Raw genomic sequence first — 17338 nt, 5'->3', positions numbered from 1 at the left:
CGCCGTGCTGTACCTCGACCACGCCGCCACCTCCCCCGTCCGCCCGGAGGTGCTGGCCGCGATGCAGCCGTACCTCACGACGGTGTACGGCAACCCCGCCAGCCACCACACCGCGGGAGAGGCGGCGGCGGAGGCCCTCGAGGACGCCAGGGCCAGGGTCGCGCACGTGCTCGGGATGCGCCGCGGCGACGTCGTGTTCACCAGCGGCGGCACCGAGGCGAACAACCTCGCGGTGAAGGGACTGGTGCTCGGCGCGCTGAGCTCGGGGCGCCGGCACGTCGTGGTGTCGCCGATCGAGCACGAGTCGATCCTGGAGTCGGCCGCGTTCCTCGCGCGGTTCCACGACGTGGAGGTGACGGCGCTCGACGTGGGGCCGGACGGCCGCGTCACCACCGAGGCCCTCGCCGCCGCGCTCCGCGATGACACGGCACTGGTCGCGCTGGGGCACGCGAACAACGAGATCGGCACGGTGCAGGACGTCGAGGCCCTTGCCGCGGTCGCCCGTGCGCGGGGAGTGCCGCTGCACCTCGACGCCGTGCAGTCGGCGGGCTGGCTGCCGCTGCGCGACCTCGGCGCCGACGCGGTGTCGATCGCCGGGCACAAGCTGGGCGCCCCCAAGGGCACGGGCGCGCTCGCGGTGCGTGGCCGCCTGCCCCTGGAGCCGCTGCTGCACGGCGGCGGACAGGAGCGCGGGCGCCGCTCGGGCACCGCCGACGTCGCGGGCGCCGTGGGCCTGGCGACCGCGCTCGACCTCGCCGAACGGGAACGCGAGGTCGCGGGGGCGCGGATCGGCGCCGCGACCGGACGCTTCATCGCCGAGCTGCTGAGGCGGGTGCCGGAGGCGGCGCTCACGGGTGACCCCGTGCGCCGTCTGCCCGCCACGGCCAGCTTCACGATCGCGGGGGTGAGCGGCGAGGCGGTGCTGCTGGAGCTGGAGCGGCGCGGCGTCATCTCGTCCAGCGGCTCCGCGTGCGCGGCGGGCAGCGACGAGCCGTCGCACGTGCTGCTCGCGTGCGGCCTCGACCCCGCGGTCGCCCAGACCTCGGTGCGCTTCACGTTCGGGCGCGCCCCCCTCCCGGACGACGCGCCGGAGCGCCTCGCCGCCCTCGTCGCCGCCTCCGTGGACGCCGTCCGGGGGTGAGCTGCGGCTCTAGACTCGGCTGGTGACCGACGCCCCGCTCGTGACCCTGGTCGTGCCAGGACGCGACATCGCCGCCTTCGCCCGCGCCGCGCTCGACTCGCTGCGCGCGCAGACCGAGCGACGCTGGCGTGCCATCCTCATCGACGACGGCTCGACCGACGACACGGGCGCGATCTTCGACGCCGCCGCGGCCGCGGATCCGCGGTTCACGTCGATGCGTCACGCCGCCTCCCGCGGCCTCGGTGCCGCGCGCAACGTGGGCCTCTCGCTCGTGGACACCCCGTACACCGGGTTCCTCGACGCCGACGACGAACTGCGCCCCACGGCGCTCGCCCGGCTGCTCGGCACGCTCGAGGAGACCGGGAGCGACCTCGCCGCCGGCGCGTACGTGCGGTCGCGGTGGCAGGGCGACCGCTACGTCGCGGGGCGCGTGCAGCCGTGGGTCGCCGCCGCCACCGCCCCCGAGCGACGCGGCACCACGCTTGCCGAGCACCCCGCGGCCGCGTCGAACATCGTCGCGTGGTCGAAGGTGAGCAGGACCCCGCTGTGGACCGACCTCCGCTTCCCCGAGGGCGTCGCCTACGAGGACCAGGTCGTCGCGCAGACCCTGTACACCCGCGCCGGGGCGTTCGACGTCATCCCCGACGTCGTCGTCGAGTGGCGGGTCAGGGCCGACGGCACGTCGATCACGCAGAGCAAGGCCCAGCTCCCCGTGCTCCGCGACTACCTCACGGCCCTCCGCGGCGGGATCGCGGTGCTGCACGCCGCCGGGGAGCACGCCGCCGTCACCGCCCGCCTCGACCTCATCCTGGCGATGGACGTCCCTCCCCTGCTCGACATCGCCCGTACGCACCCCGACCCGGCGTACGACGCCGAGGTGCAGGCGTTCCTGGCCGAGCTGCGGGCGCTGCCGGAGTTCGCCGACGCCGCTCCCGATCCCGCGCTCGCCGACGCCCTGAACTGGTGAGCCCGACCCCCGAAAGGCCGCCCGCATGAACGCCTACCTCGACTCGCTGTTCTCGCTCGACGGTCGCACGGCCGTGGTGACCGGCGGCAGCTCCGGCATCGGCCGCGGCATCGCCACCGCACTCGCCCGCGCGGGCGCCGCGACCGTGATCGTCGCCCGTGGCGAGGAGCGCATCCGCGAGACCGTCGAGGAGCTGCGCGGTCACGGCGCCCGCGCGGCCGGGGTCGTCGGCGACCTGGGCACGCGCGACGGCATCCACGCCGCGGCCGCCGCGGCCGCGGAGCCGTTCGGCGAGCCGGACATCCTGGTGAACTCGGCGGGCATCAACCTCCGGCCGCCCTACGCCGAGATCACGCAGGACGACTGGGACGCGACCATGACGGTCAACGCGCTGGCGCCGTTCCTGCTCGGCCAGCGGTACGCGAGGGGCATGGCGTCCCGCGGCTACGGACGGCTCATCCACATCAGCTCGCAGCAGGCGCACCGGGCTTTCGTGGGCAGCGGCGTGTACGGCGCGTCGAAGGGCGCGGTCGAGTCGCTCATGCGCTCCGAAGCCGAGGCCTGGGGTGGCACCGGAGTCACGAGCAACACCCTGGTGCCCGGGTTCGTGCTCACCCCGCTGAACGCCCGGCTGCAGCAGGACCCCGACACCATCGCGGCCCTCGCCGCGCGCACCATGATCGGACGCAACGGACTGCCGAGCGACTTCGCGGGCGCCGCGGTGTTCCTCGCCGGTGCGGGCTCGGCCTACGTCACCGGGCACTCGCTGTTCGTCGACGGCGGCCTGTCCGTGCACTGACGCCGCCGCCCCGGCGCTCAGGCCTCGGGGAGGGCGGACTCGTCGGGGTCGGGCGTCGTGACCCCGGTGGCCGCCGCCGGTGCGGACGGCGTGATCAGCGGAGCCGCGGTCGCGAGTGCGGTGACGGCGTCCGCCGCAGCCGCGTCGTCCGGTGCGCGGTCGGCACGGCGGGCGTCGAGCGCCGCCCGCACGCCCCCGGTCGCGGGCTCCCCCGCGTCGTCTTCCTCGATCTCCGCCTCGACGGTGAGCACGCGCGAGGCCGCCACCTGCTGCGCCGCGAGCTCGGCGTAGAGCCCGCCCTGCGCCAGCAGCTCGGCGTGCGTGCCGGACTCGACGATGCGGCCGGCATCGATCACGTGGATCACGTCGGCGCCCATGACGGTGGACAGCCGGTGCGCGATCGAGAGGGTCGTGCGTCCCTTCGCCGCCTCGTCCAGCGCCTCCTGCACGACGCGTTCCGACACGGTGTCGAGCGCCGAGGTCGCCTCGTCGAGCAGCAGCACCGGCGGGTCCTTGAGCAGGACGCGCGCGATCGCGATCCGCTGCTTCTCCCCGCCGGACAACCGGTAGCCGCGTTCGCCGACCACGGTGTCGTAGCCCTTCTCGAACCCGCTGATGATGTGGTGGATGTTGGCCGCGGTGCAGGCGGCGATCAGCTCCTGCTCGGTCGCGTCCGGCTTGGCGTACAGGAGGTTCTCGCGGATGGTCGCATGGAAGAGGTAGGTCTCCTGCGACACGATGCCCACGTCGTCGATGATCGACTCCTGCCGCAGCGTGCGCACGTCGGCGCCGGCGAACAGGACGGTGCCCTCCGTGGCTTCGTACAGGCGCGGTGCGAGGTAGATGATCGTGGTCTTGCCCGCCCCGGACGGCCCGACGAACGCCACGTGCTGCCCCGGCTCCGCCACGAACGACACGCCGTGCAGCGTGGGTCGGGCGTCGGGCGCGGCATCCGGGTAGCGGAACACCACGTCGGCGAACTCCACGCGACCGCGCGGCCCCGGCGCCCGGTCGACCGTGATCGCGTCGGGCGCGTCGGTGATCTCGGGCACCAGGTCGAGGTACTCGAAGATGCGCGCGAACAGCGCGGAGGACGTCTGCAGGTCGAGCGAGACGCGCATGAGCCCCATCAGCGGCATGAGCAGCCGGGCCTGCACGGTCGTGAACGCCACGATGGTGCCGGCGGTGATGGCACCGGTGCCGCCCGCGATGAAGAACCCGGACACGAGATAGATGACGGCGGGGACGCTGGCCATGATCACCTGCACGACCGCGAAGAAGCCCTGACCGCTCATCGCGCGGCGCACCTGGAGGACCACCTGGTTGCGGTTCTCCGCCTGGTAGCGCTCCGACTCGGTGCGCTGCCGGTTGAACGCCTTGGAGAGCAGCATGCCCGACACGCTCAGCGTCTCCTGCGTGATCGACGTGAGCTCCGACAGCGACTCCTGCGTCTCCCCCGCGATGCGCGCCCGCACCTGGCCGACGCGGCGCTGGACGAGCACGAGGAACGGCATCAGCACGACCGCGATCAGGGTGAGACGCCAGTCGATCAGGATCATCGCGACGAGCGAGGCGATCACGGTGACGGCATTGCCGAGGATGCTCGTGACGGTGTTGGTGAGCACGCCGGACACCCCGCCGACGTCGTTCTGCAGGCGCGACTGGATGACCCCGGTCTTGGTACGGGTGAAGAACCCGAGCTCCATCGCCTGCAGGTGCTCGAAAAGGCGCACCCGCAGGTCGCCCGTGACGCTGTTGCCGACGGTCGCGGTGAGCCACGTCTGCACGACGCCGAGTCCGGCCGAGAGCAGGAACAGGGCGACCATCGCGCCCACGAGCCAGGCCAGCAGCTGCAGGTGAGGGCCGCCGCCGTCGACCGGGAAGAGTGCGTCGTCGAAGATGCGCTGCACCAGCAACGGCGGGATGACCGCGATGCCCGCTCCCACGACCACCAGCACGCCCGTCACGAGGATGCGCCACCGGTAGGCGCTGAACAGCGCGACCACGCGGCTGCCCAGGCCCTCGATGCGCGGAGCCTCGGCGTTCTGGCGGCGCTGGGCCTCCTCGTCGACCCCACGGAACCCGGCCCGTGGCCCGCCGCCCATACCGCCCATGCTCATGGCGCAAGCGTACCCACGGGCGCCGACGTCGCCGCCCGCGGATCTCCGCCCTGAGCGGATATCACAGGGATCGGAATGAAATGTCCGCGGCACCCGTTACGCTGAGTGACTCCTGCGAACTCTCGCGCCTTCCTTCCCCCTCGATGCCCTGGAGGCCGCCCATGTCTGCCGTCGATACCGGCTCCATCTCGACGCCTCCCGCACAGAGCGGTGAGATCCCCCGCCGCGACATGCGCGTGATCTGGCTCCTGCTCGTCGCGGCCTTCGTCGCCATCCTCAACGAGACCACGATGGGGATCGCGATCCCGCACCTCAACACCGACCTGGGCATCCCGCCCGAGCTCGGGCAGTGGCTCACGAGCGCCTTCATGCTCACCATGGCGGTCGTCATCCCGACGACCGGCTTCATCCTGCAGCGCTTCACGACCCGTCAGGTCTTCATCGCCGCGATGACGGCCTTCTCGCTGGGCACCCTGGTCGCGCTGGTCGCGCCCGGCTTCTCGGTGCTGCTGGTCGGCCGGGTGATCCAGGCCGCGGGCACCGGCATCATGATGCCGCTGCTGATGACGACGATCATGAACGTCGTGCCGCCGCAGTCGCGCGGCCGCATGATGGGCCGGGTCGGCCTCGTGATCTCGCTCGCCCCCGCCATCGGCCCGACGCTCGCCGGCGCCGTGCTCGATGCGTTCAACTGGCGGGCGCTGTTCGCGATCGTGCTGCCCATCGCCCTCGTGTCGCTCGGCATGGGCGTGAAGTGGATGACGAACCTGGGCGAGACCCGCAAGGCTCCGCTCGACGTGCTGTCGATCCCGCTCGCGGCGCTCGGCTTCGGCGGCATCGTGTTCGGACTCAGCCAGTTCGGCGGCGAGGGCGGCTCGGGCGGCACGGCGGGCGTGATCGCGCTGTCGGTCGGCGCCGTGTCGCTCGCGCTGTTCGTGTGGCGTCAGCTGGTGCTGCAGCGCGTGGACGACGCCCTGCTCGACCTCCGGGTGTTCCGCGTCGGCAACTTCTCGCTCGCGGTGATCATCATGACCATCCTGGCGCTGTCGATGTTCGGCACGCTCACGCTGCTCCCGCAGTACCTGCAGAACGTGGCGGGTCTCACGGCTCTGGAGTCGGGGCTGATCCTGCTCCCGGGTTCCGTCCTGATGGGCCTGCTCGGTCCGGTGATGGGCCGCGTGTACGACGCGAAGGGCACGCGCCCGCTGCTCATCCCCGGCACGATCCTGGTCTCGGCGGCGCTGTTCTTCTACTCCACCGTGGGCGAGCACACCGTGTGGTGGCTGCTCATCATCGTGCAGGCGGCCATGTCGGTCGGACTCGCGATGTCGTTCACCCCGCTGTTCTCCTCGTCGCTGGGCTCGCTGCACCGGTCGCTGTACTCGCACGGCTCGGCCGTCCTCAACACGCTGCAGCAGGTGGGCGGTGCGGCCGGAGTCGCGCTGCTCACGGTCACGTACTCGGCGATCCTGCACGCGGGAGAAGACGAGGGTCTGTCGCGGGCGGTCGCGGGGGCACCCGGTGCACGCATGGCGTTCCTCATCGCGGCGATCATCTCGCTCGCGGCGGTGGCGCTCAGCCCGTTCGTGCGCAAGCCCGCCGACGATGCCGGTGAGGGCGGCCACGGGGGCCACTGACACCGCCCGGGTGTGACGGCGTCTGTCGCCTACCGCGTCGACGGCGCGGGGAGGTGGCAGACGCCGTTGCTGCAGAAGCCGACGGCATCCCCGTCGAGCACCTCGAGCGCGGCGGGGAGCGGCTGCAGCACGGGCGCGGTCTCCTGCTCGGCGTTGCGCGGCGTCTTCTCGGTCATCCTTCGATGGTACGCCCGCCGGAGAGGGACGGCTCCGCGGCCCTACCCGCGGTGCGCAGTCGGGCGTATCCTTCCGGGTGATGCGGGTCAACGCCCCTCCGGCGGGCCCGGACGAGGGAGTCGACATGATCATCCGCACCCCGATGGCGGCCACCGCCGAAGGTCCCGTCGCCGCCATGTACGACAGCGACATCGCCGAGGACGGCTTCGTCTTCGCCCACACCCAGGCGATGGCCGTGAACCCGGAGGCCTACGCGGCCTTCGAGGCCCTCGTCCACGCGGTGGTGCCGTCGATCGGCGTCCGCGTGTACGAGGCGGCCACGCTCGGCGCCGCCCGCGCGATCGGGTCGCCGCACTGCCTCCTGGCGCACGGACGCCGCGCGGTGCGCATCGGCCAGGTCGACGAGACCGGGCTCGCCGCGTTCGGCGAGGGCGACGACAGCGCCTTCGACCCGGCGGAGCAGGCGGTGATCCGGTACGCCGAGCGGCTCTCCCGCGAGCCGGAGGCCATGACCGACGCCGACTCGCAGCGCCTGCGCGACGCGGGGTTCTCCGACCGGCAGATCGTCGACATCACCCTCGCCGCGGCGGCGCGCAACTACTTCAGCCGGGCGCTGCAGGCCCTCGCTGTGCCGGTGGATCCGATGCCGGGGTTGAGCGTCGCGGTCACCGAAGCCCTGACCGGTGGCACCGCGGCGAGGCGGACCGATGGCTCTGCACCGCCAGCCGATCGATAGGCCGCTCCCCTAGCGTGGACGGATGCTCAGACGACTCCTCGCCCGCGTGTTCTGGGCGTTCAGCCGCTGGACGCTCGCCGGCGGCCGCGCGCCGGACCGCCCCACCGTGCTGATCGGCGCCCCGCACACCTCCAACTGGGACTTCGTCCTGATGCTCGCCATCGCCTGGCGGCTCGGCATCGACGTGCACTGGCTGGGCAAGAAGAGCCTGTTCCACGGCTGGCGCGGCCCGATCATGCGACGCCTCGGCGGCATCCCCGTGGATCGCGCCGACCCAGCGAGGGTCGTGGGCGAGGTGGTCGCGCAGGTGCACGCCGGGACCGTGTTCGGCCTGGTGGTGACGCCCGACGGCACCCGCGGCGGGAACGCGTACTGGAAGTCGGGCTTCTACCGCATCGCACGGGAGACCGGCATGCCCGTGACCCTGGGTTTCGTGGACCGCGCGACCATGACGACCGGGCTCGGCCCCACGATGGAGCTGACCGGCGACGTCTCCGCCGACATGGACCGCATCCGCGCGTTCTACGCCGACAAGCACGGCGTCCGTCCCGAGCGGCGGACCGAGCCGCGGCTGCGCGAGGAGACCGAGAGCGCCTGACCGCCCCGGGTCTCCCGCGCGCTCACTCGTCGTCCGGCGCGTGCCTCCGCGCGTACGCGAGGTCGTCCTCGGACAGCGTCTCGATCATGCCGACCACGGCGCCCGTGATCTCCCGGATCTCCTCGCGCACATCCTCGTCCAGGTGCCGGGAGCCGCTGCCGATGACCGCACGGCGCGCGTCGTCGGACAGCTCCGGCCACCACTCGTCGATCGGGGGAAGCGTCATTTCGAGTCCTTTCGAGAGGGGGCGGCGAGCCGGGGCGCAACCTTCTGGACACGACCGGAGCCGCGCCACGAGACTGAGGCTATGACAGCAGATGCACGCCGTGGCCCGGACGATCGGGATGACCGCGACGACGGCCGTGACGAGACCCCGAACGAGCGCGCCGACCGCAACTGGGATGAGCTGCTGCAGGAGCTGCGGGTGATGCAGACCGGCACGCAGATCCTCACCGGGTTCCTGCTCGCCGTGGCGTTCCAGCCGCGCTTCACCGACATGGACGAGCTGCAGCGCGATCTGTACGTGGTGCTGGTGGCCCTGGCCGCGATCGCGACCATCCTCGCCCTCGCTCCGGTCGGCATGCACCGGGCGCTGTTCGGCACCCGGCAGAAGCCGGAGCTCGTCCGTATCGCGGCGCGCATCGTGAAGGTGGACCTGGTGGTGATCGGTGCGCTCACGATCGGTGTCACGACGCTCATCGTCGACTTCACCGTGAACCGCACCGCCGGACTCGTCGCGCTGATCGCGGCGCTCGTGCTGGTCACGGGACTGTGGATGGCGCTGCCGGGATTCCTGCGTCGCGCGCGTGCGAGGGCTCGCGCCGACACCTGATCGCCGCCGCCGCGCGCGGGTGCGCGACGGCGACGGCGATGGCTCTCCACTCCGGTCCTCAGCGGCCGGCGGGGCTGCGGTTCTCGGCGCTCACCATCCAGGCGAACTGCTCCAGGCGCTCGATCACGGCGTGCAGCAGATCGGCCGAGGTGGGGTCCTCCTCGTCCACGTCATCGTGCACCCCGCGCAGCGTGGCCACCGTCGCCTCGAGCCGCTCGGTCACGAGGTCGATCGTCTCGGTGGTCGAGACCTCGCCGGTGGGGAACTCGGGCAGCGTGGTGGTCTTCGCGATGGTGGCGCTGCGACCGTCCGGCACCGCGTGCAGCGCGCGCATCCGCTCCGCGATGGTGTCGCTGAACGTGCGCGCGTCCTCGATGATCTCGTCGAGCTGGCGGTGCGTGTCGCGGAAGTTCCTGCCCACGACGTTCCAGTGCGCCTGCTTGCCCTGCAGCGAGAGCTCGATCAGGTCGACGAGCACCGCCTGCAGGTTCGCGGCGAGCGTGGGCGAAGCGGTGAACCCCTTCTCCGCGTTCTGCTGCCGGGTGGTCTTGGCCCGCGTGCTCGCGCCGCTCTTCGCGCCGCCGGTCTTCTTCGTCTTGGTGTCTGCCATGGTGTGACCTCCTGCCGCGACCGTAGCCGCCCGCGCCTGGCCGGATCGAGGGGGTTGACACTCGCCGGGCTCACGGTCGAACGTGGCGGAGTCCCCCGGACGCAGAGAGAGGCGGAACCGTGACCAGCACCGAACAGAACGAGGGCCCCGAGATCGTGATCTCGCCTATCAGCGACGCCGACGCGGGCGAGGTGCTGACCGTCCAGCGCGCGGCCTTCGTGTCGGAAGCGGCGATCTACGGCAGCGTGGACATGCCGCCGCTGACCCAGACGCTCGCGGAGCTGGAGGCCGAGCTGCGGTCCGAGTCCGGTTTCACGGCTCGCATCGACGGACGGCTGGTCGGCGCGATCCGGTACGTCGAGAAGGACGACCTGCTGCTCATCGGGCGCATCGCCATCGCGCCCGACATGCAGGGCGAGGGCATCGGCCGCCGGTTGCTGGAAGCCGCGGAGCAGGCGTCGCGGGCACCGGTCGCCGAGCTGTTCACGGGGAGCCTCAGCGAGGCGAACATCCGGCTGTACGAGTCGTGCGGCTACGTCGAGCACGAGCGCGTGCCCGACGGGGACGGCACCGCGCAGGTGTTCCTGCGCAAGCGGCTGCGAGAGTAAACGCGAGGCTCGGATGACGCAAGGGGGTGGAGGCTCGCGGCGGTGACGGGGATCGTGGAAGCACGTGTCGCGACCGCGGCACGACCCGACCGGAAAGGAGAGCTTCGTGCTCACCCTCACCGACAACGCCACCGCCATCGTCTCGACCCTCGTGAGTCGACAGAACGACGCGCCGGACGCGGGTCTGCGGATCCACTCCGCCCCGGCTCAGGATGACGCAGGGGCGGCGCACCTCGCCGTCGCCGTGACGGCCGACCCGGAACCGGCGGATCAGGTGGTGGAGATCCAGGGAACGCGCCTGTTCCTCGACGATGCGGCCGCGGCCGCTCTCGACGACAAGATCCTCGACGCGGGAGTCGACGACGAGGGCTCCGTCTCCTTCGCGGTGCTCCCGCAGGTCGCCTGACCCACGGACTCCGGATGCCGCGGCCGACTCGGTCGCGGCATCCGTGCGTTCAGTCCCAGTCGAGGTACTCCTCCAGCACCACGGCGGTCTCGATCGGGTGCGTCATGGGGAAGAGGTGGCCTCCGCCGTCGATCCGCTTGATGCTCGCACGCTCGGGAGCGGCGGCCTGCAGGCGCTCGGCGTTCGCCTCCGGGGTGTCCGTGTCGTCGGTCCCCTGGATCAGCAGCACCGGGATCACCGGAGCCAGCGGAACCTCCACGTCCTCCACCCCCAGCAGCGCCAGCCCGTTCACCCGGTCGGGGTGCGCGACGGCGAAGGAGCGGGCGACCGTGCCTCCGAAGCCGTGTCCGCCGATCCAGGTGTCTTCGAGGCCCACGTGGTCGATCACGGCGAGCGCGTCCGCCACGCGGTCGTCGAGCGAGGCGTCGACGCCGTCCGCGCGGTGGCCGATGCGCAGCACGTGGAATCCGGCCTCCTCGGCGAGGTAGTGCCCCACGACGCCGAGCACGTCGGCGGCCAGGTCGCGCTCCTGGATGAGCACCAGCTTGACGGGTCCGTCGCCCTCGTCCACGAAGGGGATGGCGCGGCCGTCTGGCTCGAAGATCTGGGTGTCGGTCATCGGCGTCGGTCTCCTCGTGCCGTCGGTGTCAGGAACGCAGGCGGTCGTCCACGCCGGGCTCCTGCGACCCGCGCCGCGGCCGAGACCGCCTGCGTCCAGCGTAGCCCGCCGGGGGCCGCGCCTCCTCCTCGCGACCCCCGGCGGAGTCATCGTGGGCGCCCCAGTTCACGCCACAGGTGAGCGAGCGTCGCGGCACCGGCCACGAACATCCGCAGGTCGAGGCTCTCGTCGCTCGCGTGCCAGTGGTCCTCGGGAAGACCCGTGCCGAGGAAGTGCACGGGAGCGTCGAGGTGTCGCGACAGCCAGTCGGCCGGGCCTCCCCCGGCGTTGCCCATGCGACCCTGCACCGGGATGCCGAATCCGCGGCCGAGGGCCCGTTCGAGCGCGTCAGTCACCTCGCCAGGGGGCGAGACGTACGGCTCCTGGGCGATGTCCTCGTCGACCTCGAGCGTGTAGGTCGCCCCGTCGGGCATCACGGCGGCCACGTGGGAGCGGAGCAGGTCCGCGATGTCCGGGATGCGCTGGTCGGGCACGGTCCGCACGCTGAGCGATGCCGTGGCCTCGCGCGGGATGACCGATCGCTCGATGCCGTCCGGATCGCCGGCGAGCAGCGAGATGACCTCGATCGCCGGACGCGTCCACAGACGCTCCAGCGGCGTGAACCCGTCCTCGCCGACGATCGCCCGGGTCTCGGTGCGCGTGATCCAGTCCTGCTCGTCGAACGGCAGGGCGGCGAACTCCGCCCTGCGCTCGGCGGAGGTCTCGGCGACGCGGTCATGGAAGCCGGGGATCGCGATGCGCCCATCCGGGTGATGCAGTCCGCCGAGCACGCGGGACAGCACGAGCGCCGGGTTGAGCGTGACCCCGGACGCGACACCGCTGTGCACGTCGCGCTCCGGTCCCCTGATCGTGAGCGTCGCCGTCAGGGTGCCGCGCATCGAGGTCACCGGGGCGGGGGCATCCACCCGCCACTGGATCGTGTCGGAGAAGACGACGAGATCGCAGGCGAAGCGCTCCGGCTCCTCGTCGAGCAGACGGCGGAGGTTCGGCGATCCGATCTCCTCCTCCCCGTCGATCAGCAGCTTGAGGTTCACGCGCGGGAGCGCGCCGTCGACAGCGGCAGCGGCGCGCAGCGCCCAGACGTGCGCGAGCACCTGTCCCTTCGCGTCCGACGCCCCGCGGCCGTACAGTCGTCCGTCGCGGCGCACGGGGGTGAACGGCGCGGTCTCGCTCCACTCCTCCGGTTTGGCGTGGCGTACGTCGTGGTGGCTGTAGACCAGCACGGTGGGAGCCCCAGGGACGGGCGCGCTCTCGCCGTACACCGTCACGGACTCGCCGACCGGAAGGAGGGTCGTGCGCAGTCCCGCGTCGCGCAGCTCCCCCGCGATCCATCGGGCGGAGCGCTCCATGTCCTGCCGCCTGTCAGGGTCCGCCGACACCGAGGGAATCGCGACCCAGGCGGAGAGCCGGTCGACGATCTCATCGAGGTTCGCGCGCAGGAAGCCAGCGATCGGGTCCGTGTTCTCCTGAGAATCCTCCGCCATGCGACCACCCTGGTCTGCACCACGGGGCGGGGACCAGGGGTTGACGGCGGGGGCGAGCACCGGCTATCCGCTCGCCGTCGCCCGAGGCGCGAGCGCGGGGGGCCGTCGTCTACCCGACGCGCCGGGCTCGGCGCAACTCCCTCGTCCCCGTGAGGACCCCGCGCTAGCGTCGCAGCTCCCGGTCCTCGGCAGAAGGAAACGCCATGCTCCACGTCGGCCCCGCCCCGCACCTCCCCGAACGGCCCCGCCGTCCGCGAGACGTCCGGACCGCACGGGCATGACGGCGGCGTTCCGCGTCGAACCGTGGTCGGTGAGCGTCACGGGAGTGGATGTCGAGCATCTGGCGCAGGAGGAGTCGGTGTTCGGACTCTCCAACGGGCACGTCGGCTGGCGCGGCAACCTCGACGAGGGCGACCCGCGCGGGGTCGCCGGCAGCTACCTCAACGGGGTCTTCGAGGACCATCCGATGCCGTACGCCGAGGACGGCTATGGTTATCCGGAGACCGGGCAGAGCGTGATCAACGTGCCCAACGGGCAGCTCATCCGTCTGCTCGTGGACGATGAGCCGTTCGATGTGGAGCACGGCACGGTGCACCGGCATGAGCGGCGCCTCGATCTGCGGGACGGGACGCTGCACCGCGAGCTGGAGTGGGAGTCGGCGGAGGGTCGGCGCGTGCAGGTCGCGTCCACCCGGCTCGTCTCGCTGCGACACCGCTCGCTCGCCGCTGTCCGGTATCGCGTGACGGCCCTGGAGCCCGTGGCCGTCACAGTCCTGTCGGAGGTGCTGGCGAACGAGCCGCTGCCGTCGCCGCACGCCGATCCCCGTGTGCAGGAGCTGCTCTCCCGCCCGCTCCAGGCCGTGGACTCCGCGGTGCTGGGGTCGCGCGCCACGCTGCTGCACCGCACCAGGCGCAGCGGCATCCACGTGGCGGTGAGCACCGATCACACGGTTTCCTCGACCGCCACCACCGCGCCCACGGTCACCGTGGAGGCCGACCGCGACCTGGCGCGCACCCGCGTCCACGTGGCGCTGGCGGCGGGCGAGGAGCTCGAGGTCGTGAAGTTCGTGGGCCACGAGTGGTCGGACTCGCTCTCGCCGCAGACGCTCCGCGACCGCGCGGACGAGGCCGTCGAGGAGGCCGTGCGCCTCGGATGGGAGGCGGTGGCGACGGGACAGCGCGAGGCGCTCGACGCGTACTGGGAGTGCGGCGACGTGCGGGTCGATGGCGACCCCCGCCTGCAGCAGGGCGTGCGGTACGCGCTCTTCCAGGTGTTCCAGGCGGCGGCGCGTGCCGAGGTGCGCTCCGTGCCGGGCAAGGGGCTCACGGGCTCCGGGTACGAGGGGCACACGTTCTGGGACTTCGAGGCGTTCGTGCTCCCCGTGCTCACCTCGACCGCGCCCGACGCGGCCCTGCAGGCGCTGCGCTGGCGGTACGCGACGCTCGATCACGCCCGCGAACGCGCGCGCACTCTGCACCTGGACGGGGCGACCTTCGCCTGGCGCACGATCGACGGACGCGAGAGCTCCGGCTACTGGCCGGCCAGCACGGCGGCGTTCCACATCAACGCGGCGGTGGCCGGCGCCGTGATGCAGTACGTCAGGGCGACGGGAGACCGCGACTTCGAGCGCGACGCCGGCGCGGAGATCCTGATCGAGACCGCGCGGCTGTGGCTGTCGCTCGGCCGCTGGGACGACGACGGCGGCTTCCATCTCGACGGGGTCACCGGCCCTGACGAGTACTCCGCGATCGTCGACGACAACACCTACACGAACCTGGCGGCGCGACGGAACCTGCGCGGTGCGGTGGCCGCGGCCCGACGCCACATCGAGGTCGCGGAGCGGCTCGGGGTCGACGACGCCGAGGTCTCGCGCTGGAACGACGCCGCTGACGCGATGACGGTGCCGTTCGACGAGCGGCGCCGCGTGCACGAGCAGTTCGCGGGGTCGACGCGGCATGCCGTGTGGGACTTCGACGCCACGCGACCCGAGCAGTACCCGCTGCACAGTCACTTCCCGTACTTCGACCTGTACCGCAAGCAGGTCGCGAAGCAGGCCGACCTGGTGCTCGCGCTGTACACGGAGCACGAGGAGTTCACGCGGGAGGAGAAGGCCAGGGCGTTCGCGTACTACGAGGCCCTCACGGTGCGCGACTCCTCACTCTCGGCCATGGCGCAGGCGGTGATCGCGGCGGAGCTCTGGCACCTCGACCTCGCCGCGGCGTACCTCGCGGAGCTCGCCGCGCTCGACCTCGACGACCTCCACGGCAACACCGCCGAGGGGTTGCACATCGCGGCGCTCGCGGGCATCTGGACCGGTATCACCGCGGGCTACGGGGGCATGCGCGACAGCGACGCCGGCCTCTCGTTCCACCCCCGGCTCCCCCGCAACATCACGCGGCTCGGGTTCGGGGTGCGCCTGCACGGGTGCATCCTGCATGTCGACATCACGCCCGACGACACGACCTACCGCCTGAGCGCGGGCGACCCCGTCACGGTGCGGCACGCGGGCCGAGCGGTGCAGCTCATCGCGGGCGAGCCCGTGACCCTGCCCACGCCGCCACCGGAGTCCCCGCTCACCCCCGAGCCGTCGCAGCCGCGCTGGCGAGAGCCCGGCGAAGCGCGCGAGGAGGGGTGAGCCCGCGCGCGCGACCTCGTGTCAGGCCGAGCTTTCGTCGCTGAGCTCGTCGAGCACGAGCTCGCCCCGGGCGTTCAGGCGCTCCATCATGCGCTCGAGCCGCGCCGGGTCGATCTTCGGCGGCGGCTCCTCGTCGAACTCCAGGACCAGCGGGATGCTCGGGTGCATCCACGCCGAGAGGCGCCCGGGATGCTTCTTCCCCGAGGGCCACGTCATCATGAAGCTCTCCTGACGGCGGAGCTTCGTCGAGATCACGATCTTCAGATGCACCAGGACGTCGTCGTCGACCTCGATCGGCGGCCGCGAGCTGTTGTACTCCAGCTTTCCCATGATCGAACTCTAAGCGTTCCCAGGAACACCGACGACCACTTCTCGCATCAGTTGTTGAAGCGGAATTCCACGACGTCGCCGTCCTGCGCAGGTCGTTCCGCTTCCAGACTGCGCTCATACGCCATATCTTTGACTGATGGCTCCCTCAACCCGCAAGATATTCTCCGTCGGACGCCGGATGCTGGTCTTTGTCGCGGTTGGGTTCGCGTGCGGTGCGCTAGTGGGCGTCCTGGTCGTGCTTGCCTGGTTGCCAGGAGCGATGGTGACCTATTCGGAGAATCCCCAGTTCGTTGATCCTCGAACGTCGGGCGTTGCATGGAGCGCCGCGTTTGCGGTTGTCGGCGGAGCACTTGGATCGCTCGTCGGACTGGGCGCGGGGGTCATTCGTACCGCCATGGATTCGGAGGATGTAAACACCCCGTTGGCGCACTCTTGAACCGACGACCGCATCGTCGCCTGCCCTTGAATGACGTCGTCTAGCGGCTTACTTCGACCCGCCAGATGTGTTTCCGATACGGAACTCCACGACGTCGCCGTCCTGCATGACGTAGTCCTTGCCCTCCAGCCGGGCCTTGCCCTTCGCGCGGGCCTCCTGCACGGAGCCGGTGGCGACGAGGTCGTCGAACGACACGATCTCGGCCTTGATGAAGCCCTTCTCGAAGTCGGTGTGGATCACGCCGGCGGCCTGCGGGGCCTTCCATCCCTTGCCGATCGTCCACGCCCGCGCTTCCTTCGGTCCGGCGGTGAGGTACGTCTGCAGCCCGAGGGTGTCGAAGCCGATGCGTGCGAGCTGGTCGAGGCCGGACTCCTCCTGGCCCGTCGAGGCGAGCAGCTCGGCCGCGTCCTCCGGGTCCAGGTCCTTCAGTTCCGACTCGATCTTGGCGTCGAGGAAGATCGCCTGCGCGGGCGCGACCAGGGCCGCGAGCTCCGCCTTGCGCACGTCGTCGGTGAGCACCGCTTCGTCGACGTTGAACACGAAGATGACCGGCTTGACGGTCAGCAGGCCGAGCTCGCGGATCGGCGCGAGGTCGAGGCCGCTCGTGGACAGCAGCACGCCGCGCTCCAGCGCGTCCTTCGCCGCCTGCGCCGCTTCGAGGACGGACGGGTCGATCTTCTTCCCGCGCACCTCCTTCTCGTACCGGGTGATCGCCTTCTCGACGGTCTGCAGGTCGGCGAGCATGAGCTCGGCGTTGATGGTCTCCATGTCGGACGCCGGGTTCACCGCACCGTCGACGTGAACCACGTCGTCGTCGGAGAAGCCGCGCACGACCTGGGCGATCGCGTCCGCCTCGCGGATGTTCGCCAGGAACTGGTTGCCCAGCCCCTCTCCCTCGCTGGCCCCGCGCACGATGCCCGCGATGTCGACGAACGACACGGCCGCGGGGAGGATGCGCTCGCTGCCGAAGATCTCGGCGAGCTTCTCGAGCCGCGGGTCGGGCAGGTTCACCACGCCGACGTTGGGCTCGATCGTCGCGAACGGGTAGTTCGCCGCGAGCACGTCGTTCTTGGTGAGGGCGTTGAAGAGGGTGGACTTGCCGACGTTGGGCAGGCCGACGATACCGATAGTGAGAGCCACGGG

The 17338-nt window shown here is 71.6% G+C and carries 18 protein-coding genes; 10 read left to right on the top strand and 8 right to left on the bottom strand.

Annotated features, from left to right (window positions below):
- Positions 1-4: 4 nt before the first annotated feature.
- Genes ACFWCH_RS11335 through ACFWCH_RS11325 form a run of 3 tightly spaced genes read left to right on the top strand, consistent with a single transcriptional unit; the run spans position 5 to position 2907 of the window.
- Positions 5-1141 carry a cysteine desulfurase family protein gene (locus tag ACFWCH_RS11335; RefSeq protein WP_247638563.1) on the top strand — a complete coding sequence of 379 codons (1137 nt, stop codon included), beginning with the start codon at positions 5-7 and terminating at the stop codon, positions 1139-1141.
- 22 nt (positions 1142-1163) lie between these two features.
- Positions 1164-2108, top strand: a complete 945-nt coding sequence (locus ACFWCH_RS11330; RefSeq protein WP_308194353.1) for a glycosyltransferase family 2 protein — start codon at positions 1164-1166, stop codon at positions 2106-2108.
- Between the two features lie 25 nt (positions 2109-2133).
- Positions 2134-2907, top strand: coding sequence for an SDR family NAD(P)-dependent oxidoreductase (locus tag ACFWCH_RS11325; protein WP_247638562.1), 774 nt, complete (start codon positions 2134-2136; stop codon positions 2905-2907).
- A gap of 17 nt (positions 2908-2924) precedes the next feature.
- Here the strand turns inward: ACFWCH_RS11325 and ACFWCH_RS11320 are convergent, their stop codons facing one another.
- The gene (locus ACFWCH_RS11320) at positions 2925-5021 is read right to left on the bottom strand and encodes an ABC transporter ATP-binding protein (RefSeq protein WP_247982862.1); all 2097 of its coding nucleotides are present in this window, start codon (positions 5019-5021) and stop codon (positions 2925-2927) included.
- 167 nt (positions 5022-5188) lie between these two features.
- Between ACFWCH_RS11320 and ACFWCH_RS11315 the strand changes: the two genes are divergently transcribed.
- Complete coding sequence (locus ACFWCH_RS11315; RefSeq protein ID WP_136036937.1) at positions 5189-6664, top strand: MDR family MFS transporter; 1476 nt, start codon at positions 5189-5191, stop codon at positions 6662-6664.
- A gap of 29 nt (positions 6665-6693) precedes the next feature.
- Here ACFWCH_RS11315 and ACFWCH_RS11310 read toward each other — a convergent pair whose 3' ends face one another.
- Positions 6694-6840 carry a hypothetical protein gene (locus tag ACFWCH_RS11310; RefSeq protein WP_168387113.1) on the bottom strand — a complete coding sequence of 49 codons (147 nt, stop codon included), beginning with the start codon at positions 6838-6840 and terminating at the stop codon, positions 6694-6696.
- Between the two features lie 125 nt (positions 6841-6965).
- On the opposite strand from ACFWCH_RS11310, the gene ACFWCH_RS11305 reads away from it, so the two are divergent.
- Together ACFWCH_RS11305 and ACFWCH_RS11300 are read left to right on the top strand one after the other, a co-directional pair.
- Entirely contained in the window at positions 6966-7577 is a 612-nt protein-coding gene (locus tag ACFWCH_RS11305; RefSeq protein WP_247638561.1) for a carboxymuconolactone decarboxylase family protein, read from the top strand.
- A 22-nt stretch (positions 7578-7599) separates the two neighbouring features.
- Positions 7600-8175 carry a 1-acyl-sn-glycerol-3-phosphate acyltransferase gene (locus ACFWCH_RS11300; RefSeq protein ID WP_136036939.1) on the top strand — a complete coding sequence of 192 codons (576 nt, stop codon included), beginning with the start codon at positions 7600-7602 and terminating at the stop codon, positions 8173-8175.
- A 22-nt stretch (positions 8176-8197) separates the two neighbouring features.
- On the opposite strand, the gene ACFWCH_RS11295 is transcribed toward ACFWCH_RS11300, so the two are convergent.
- A complete protein-coding gene (locus tag ACFWCH_RS11295) occupies positions 8198-8401 on the bottom strand; it encodes a hypothetical protein (RefSeq protein WP_247638560.1) in 204 nt (67 codons plus the stop codon).
- 81 nt (positions 8402-8482) lie between these two features.
- On the opposite strand from ACFWCH_RS11295, the gene ACFWCH_RS11290 reads away from it, so the two are divergent.
- On the top strand, positions 8483-9007 hold the full coding sequence (locus tag ACFWCH_RS11290) for a DUF6328 family protein (RefSeq protein ID WP_136033509.1): 525 nt from the start codon (positions 8483-8485) through the stop codon (positions 9005-9007).
- A 58-nt stretch (positions 9008-9065) separates the two neighbouring features.
- Here the strand turns inward: ACFWCH_RS11290 and ACFWCH_RS11285 are convergent, their stop codons facing one another.
- Complete coding sequence (locus ACFWCH_RS11285; RefSeq protein WP_136033507.1) at positions 9066-9617, bottom strand: Dps family protein; 552 nt, start codon at positions 9615-9617, stop codon at positions 9066-9068.
- Positions 9618-9736: 119 nt separating this feature from the next.
- On the opposite strand from ACFWCH_RS11285, the gene ACFWCH_RS11280 reads away from it, so the two are divergent.
- Together ACFWCH_RS11280 and ACFWCH_RS11275 are read left to right on the top strand one after the other, a co-directional pair.
- Positions 9737-10225: a GNAT family N-acetyltransferase gene (locus tag ACFWCH_RS11280; RefSeq protein ID WP_205814405.1), complete on the top strand. Its 489-nt coding sequence runs from the start codon at positions 9737-9739 to the stop codon at positions 10223-10225.
- 106 nt (positions 10226-10331) lie between these two features.
- Positions 10332-10631, top strand: a complete 300-nt coding sequence (locus tag ACFWCH_RS11275) for a Fe-S cluster assembly protein HesB (protein WP_136033504.1) — start codon at positions 10332-10334, stop codon at positions 10629-10631.
- 49 nt (positions 10632-10680) lie between these two features.
- Here the strand turns inward: ACFWCH_RS11275 and ACFWCH_RS11270 are convergent, their stop codons facing one another.
- Complete coding sequence (locus ACFWCH_RS11270; RefSeq protein WP_136036941.1) at positions 10681-11250, bottom strand: alpha/beta fold hydrolase; 570 nt, start codon at positions 11248-11250, stop codon at positions 10681-10683.
- 146 nt (positions 11251-11396) lie between these two features.
- Positions 11397-12794, bottom strand: coding sequence for a M20/M25/M40 family metallo-hydrolase (locus ACFWCH_RS11265; protein WP_247638559.1), 1398 nt, complete (start codon positions 12792-12794; stop codon positions 11397-11399).
- A gap of 277 nt (positions 12795-13071) precedes the next feature.
- Between ACFWCH_RS11265 and ACFWCH_RS11260 the strand changes: the two genes are divergently transcribed.
- Positions 13072-15429, top strand: coding sequence for a glycoside hydrolase family 65 protein (locus tag ACFWCH_RS11260; protein WP_247638558.1), 2358 nt, complete (start codon positions 13072-13074; stop codon positions 15427-15429).
- A gap of 21 nt (positions 15430-15450) precedes the next feature.
- Here ACFWCH_RS11260 and ACFWCH_RS11255 read toward each other — a convergent pair whose 3' ends face one another.
- Complete coding sequence (locus ACFWCH_RS11255; RefSeq protein WP_136033498.1) at positions 15451-15759, bottom strand: hypothetical protein; 309 nt, start codon at positions 15757-15759, stop codon at positions 15451-15453.
- A gap of 484 nt (positions 15760-16243) precedes the next feature.
- The gene (gene ychF / locus ACFWCH_RS11250; RefSeq protein ID WP_247638557.1) at positions 16244-17335 is read right to left on the bottom strand and encodes a redox-regulated ATPase YchF; all 1092 of its coding nucleotides are present in this window, start codon (positions 17333-17335) and stop codon (positions 16244-16246) included.
- Positions 17336-17338 lie beyond the last annotated feature (3 nt).

The organism is Microbacterium sp. NPDC060132, assembly GCF_042729675.1.
GTDB classification, from domain to species: domain Bacteria; phylum Actinomycetota; class Actinomycetes; order Actinomycetales; family Microbacteriaceae; genus Microbacterium; species Microbacterium sufflavum.
Note: the sequence above shows the minus strand (reverse complement) of the source record. Positions and strands in the feature narration are given on the sequence as shown.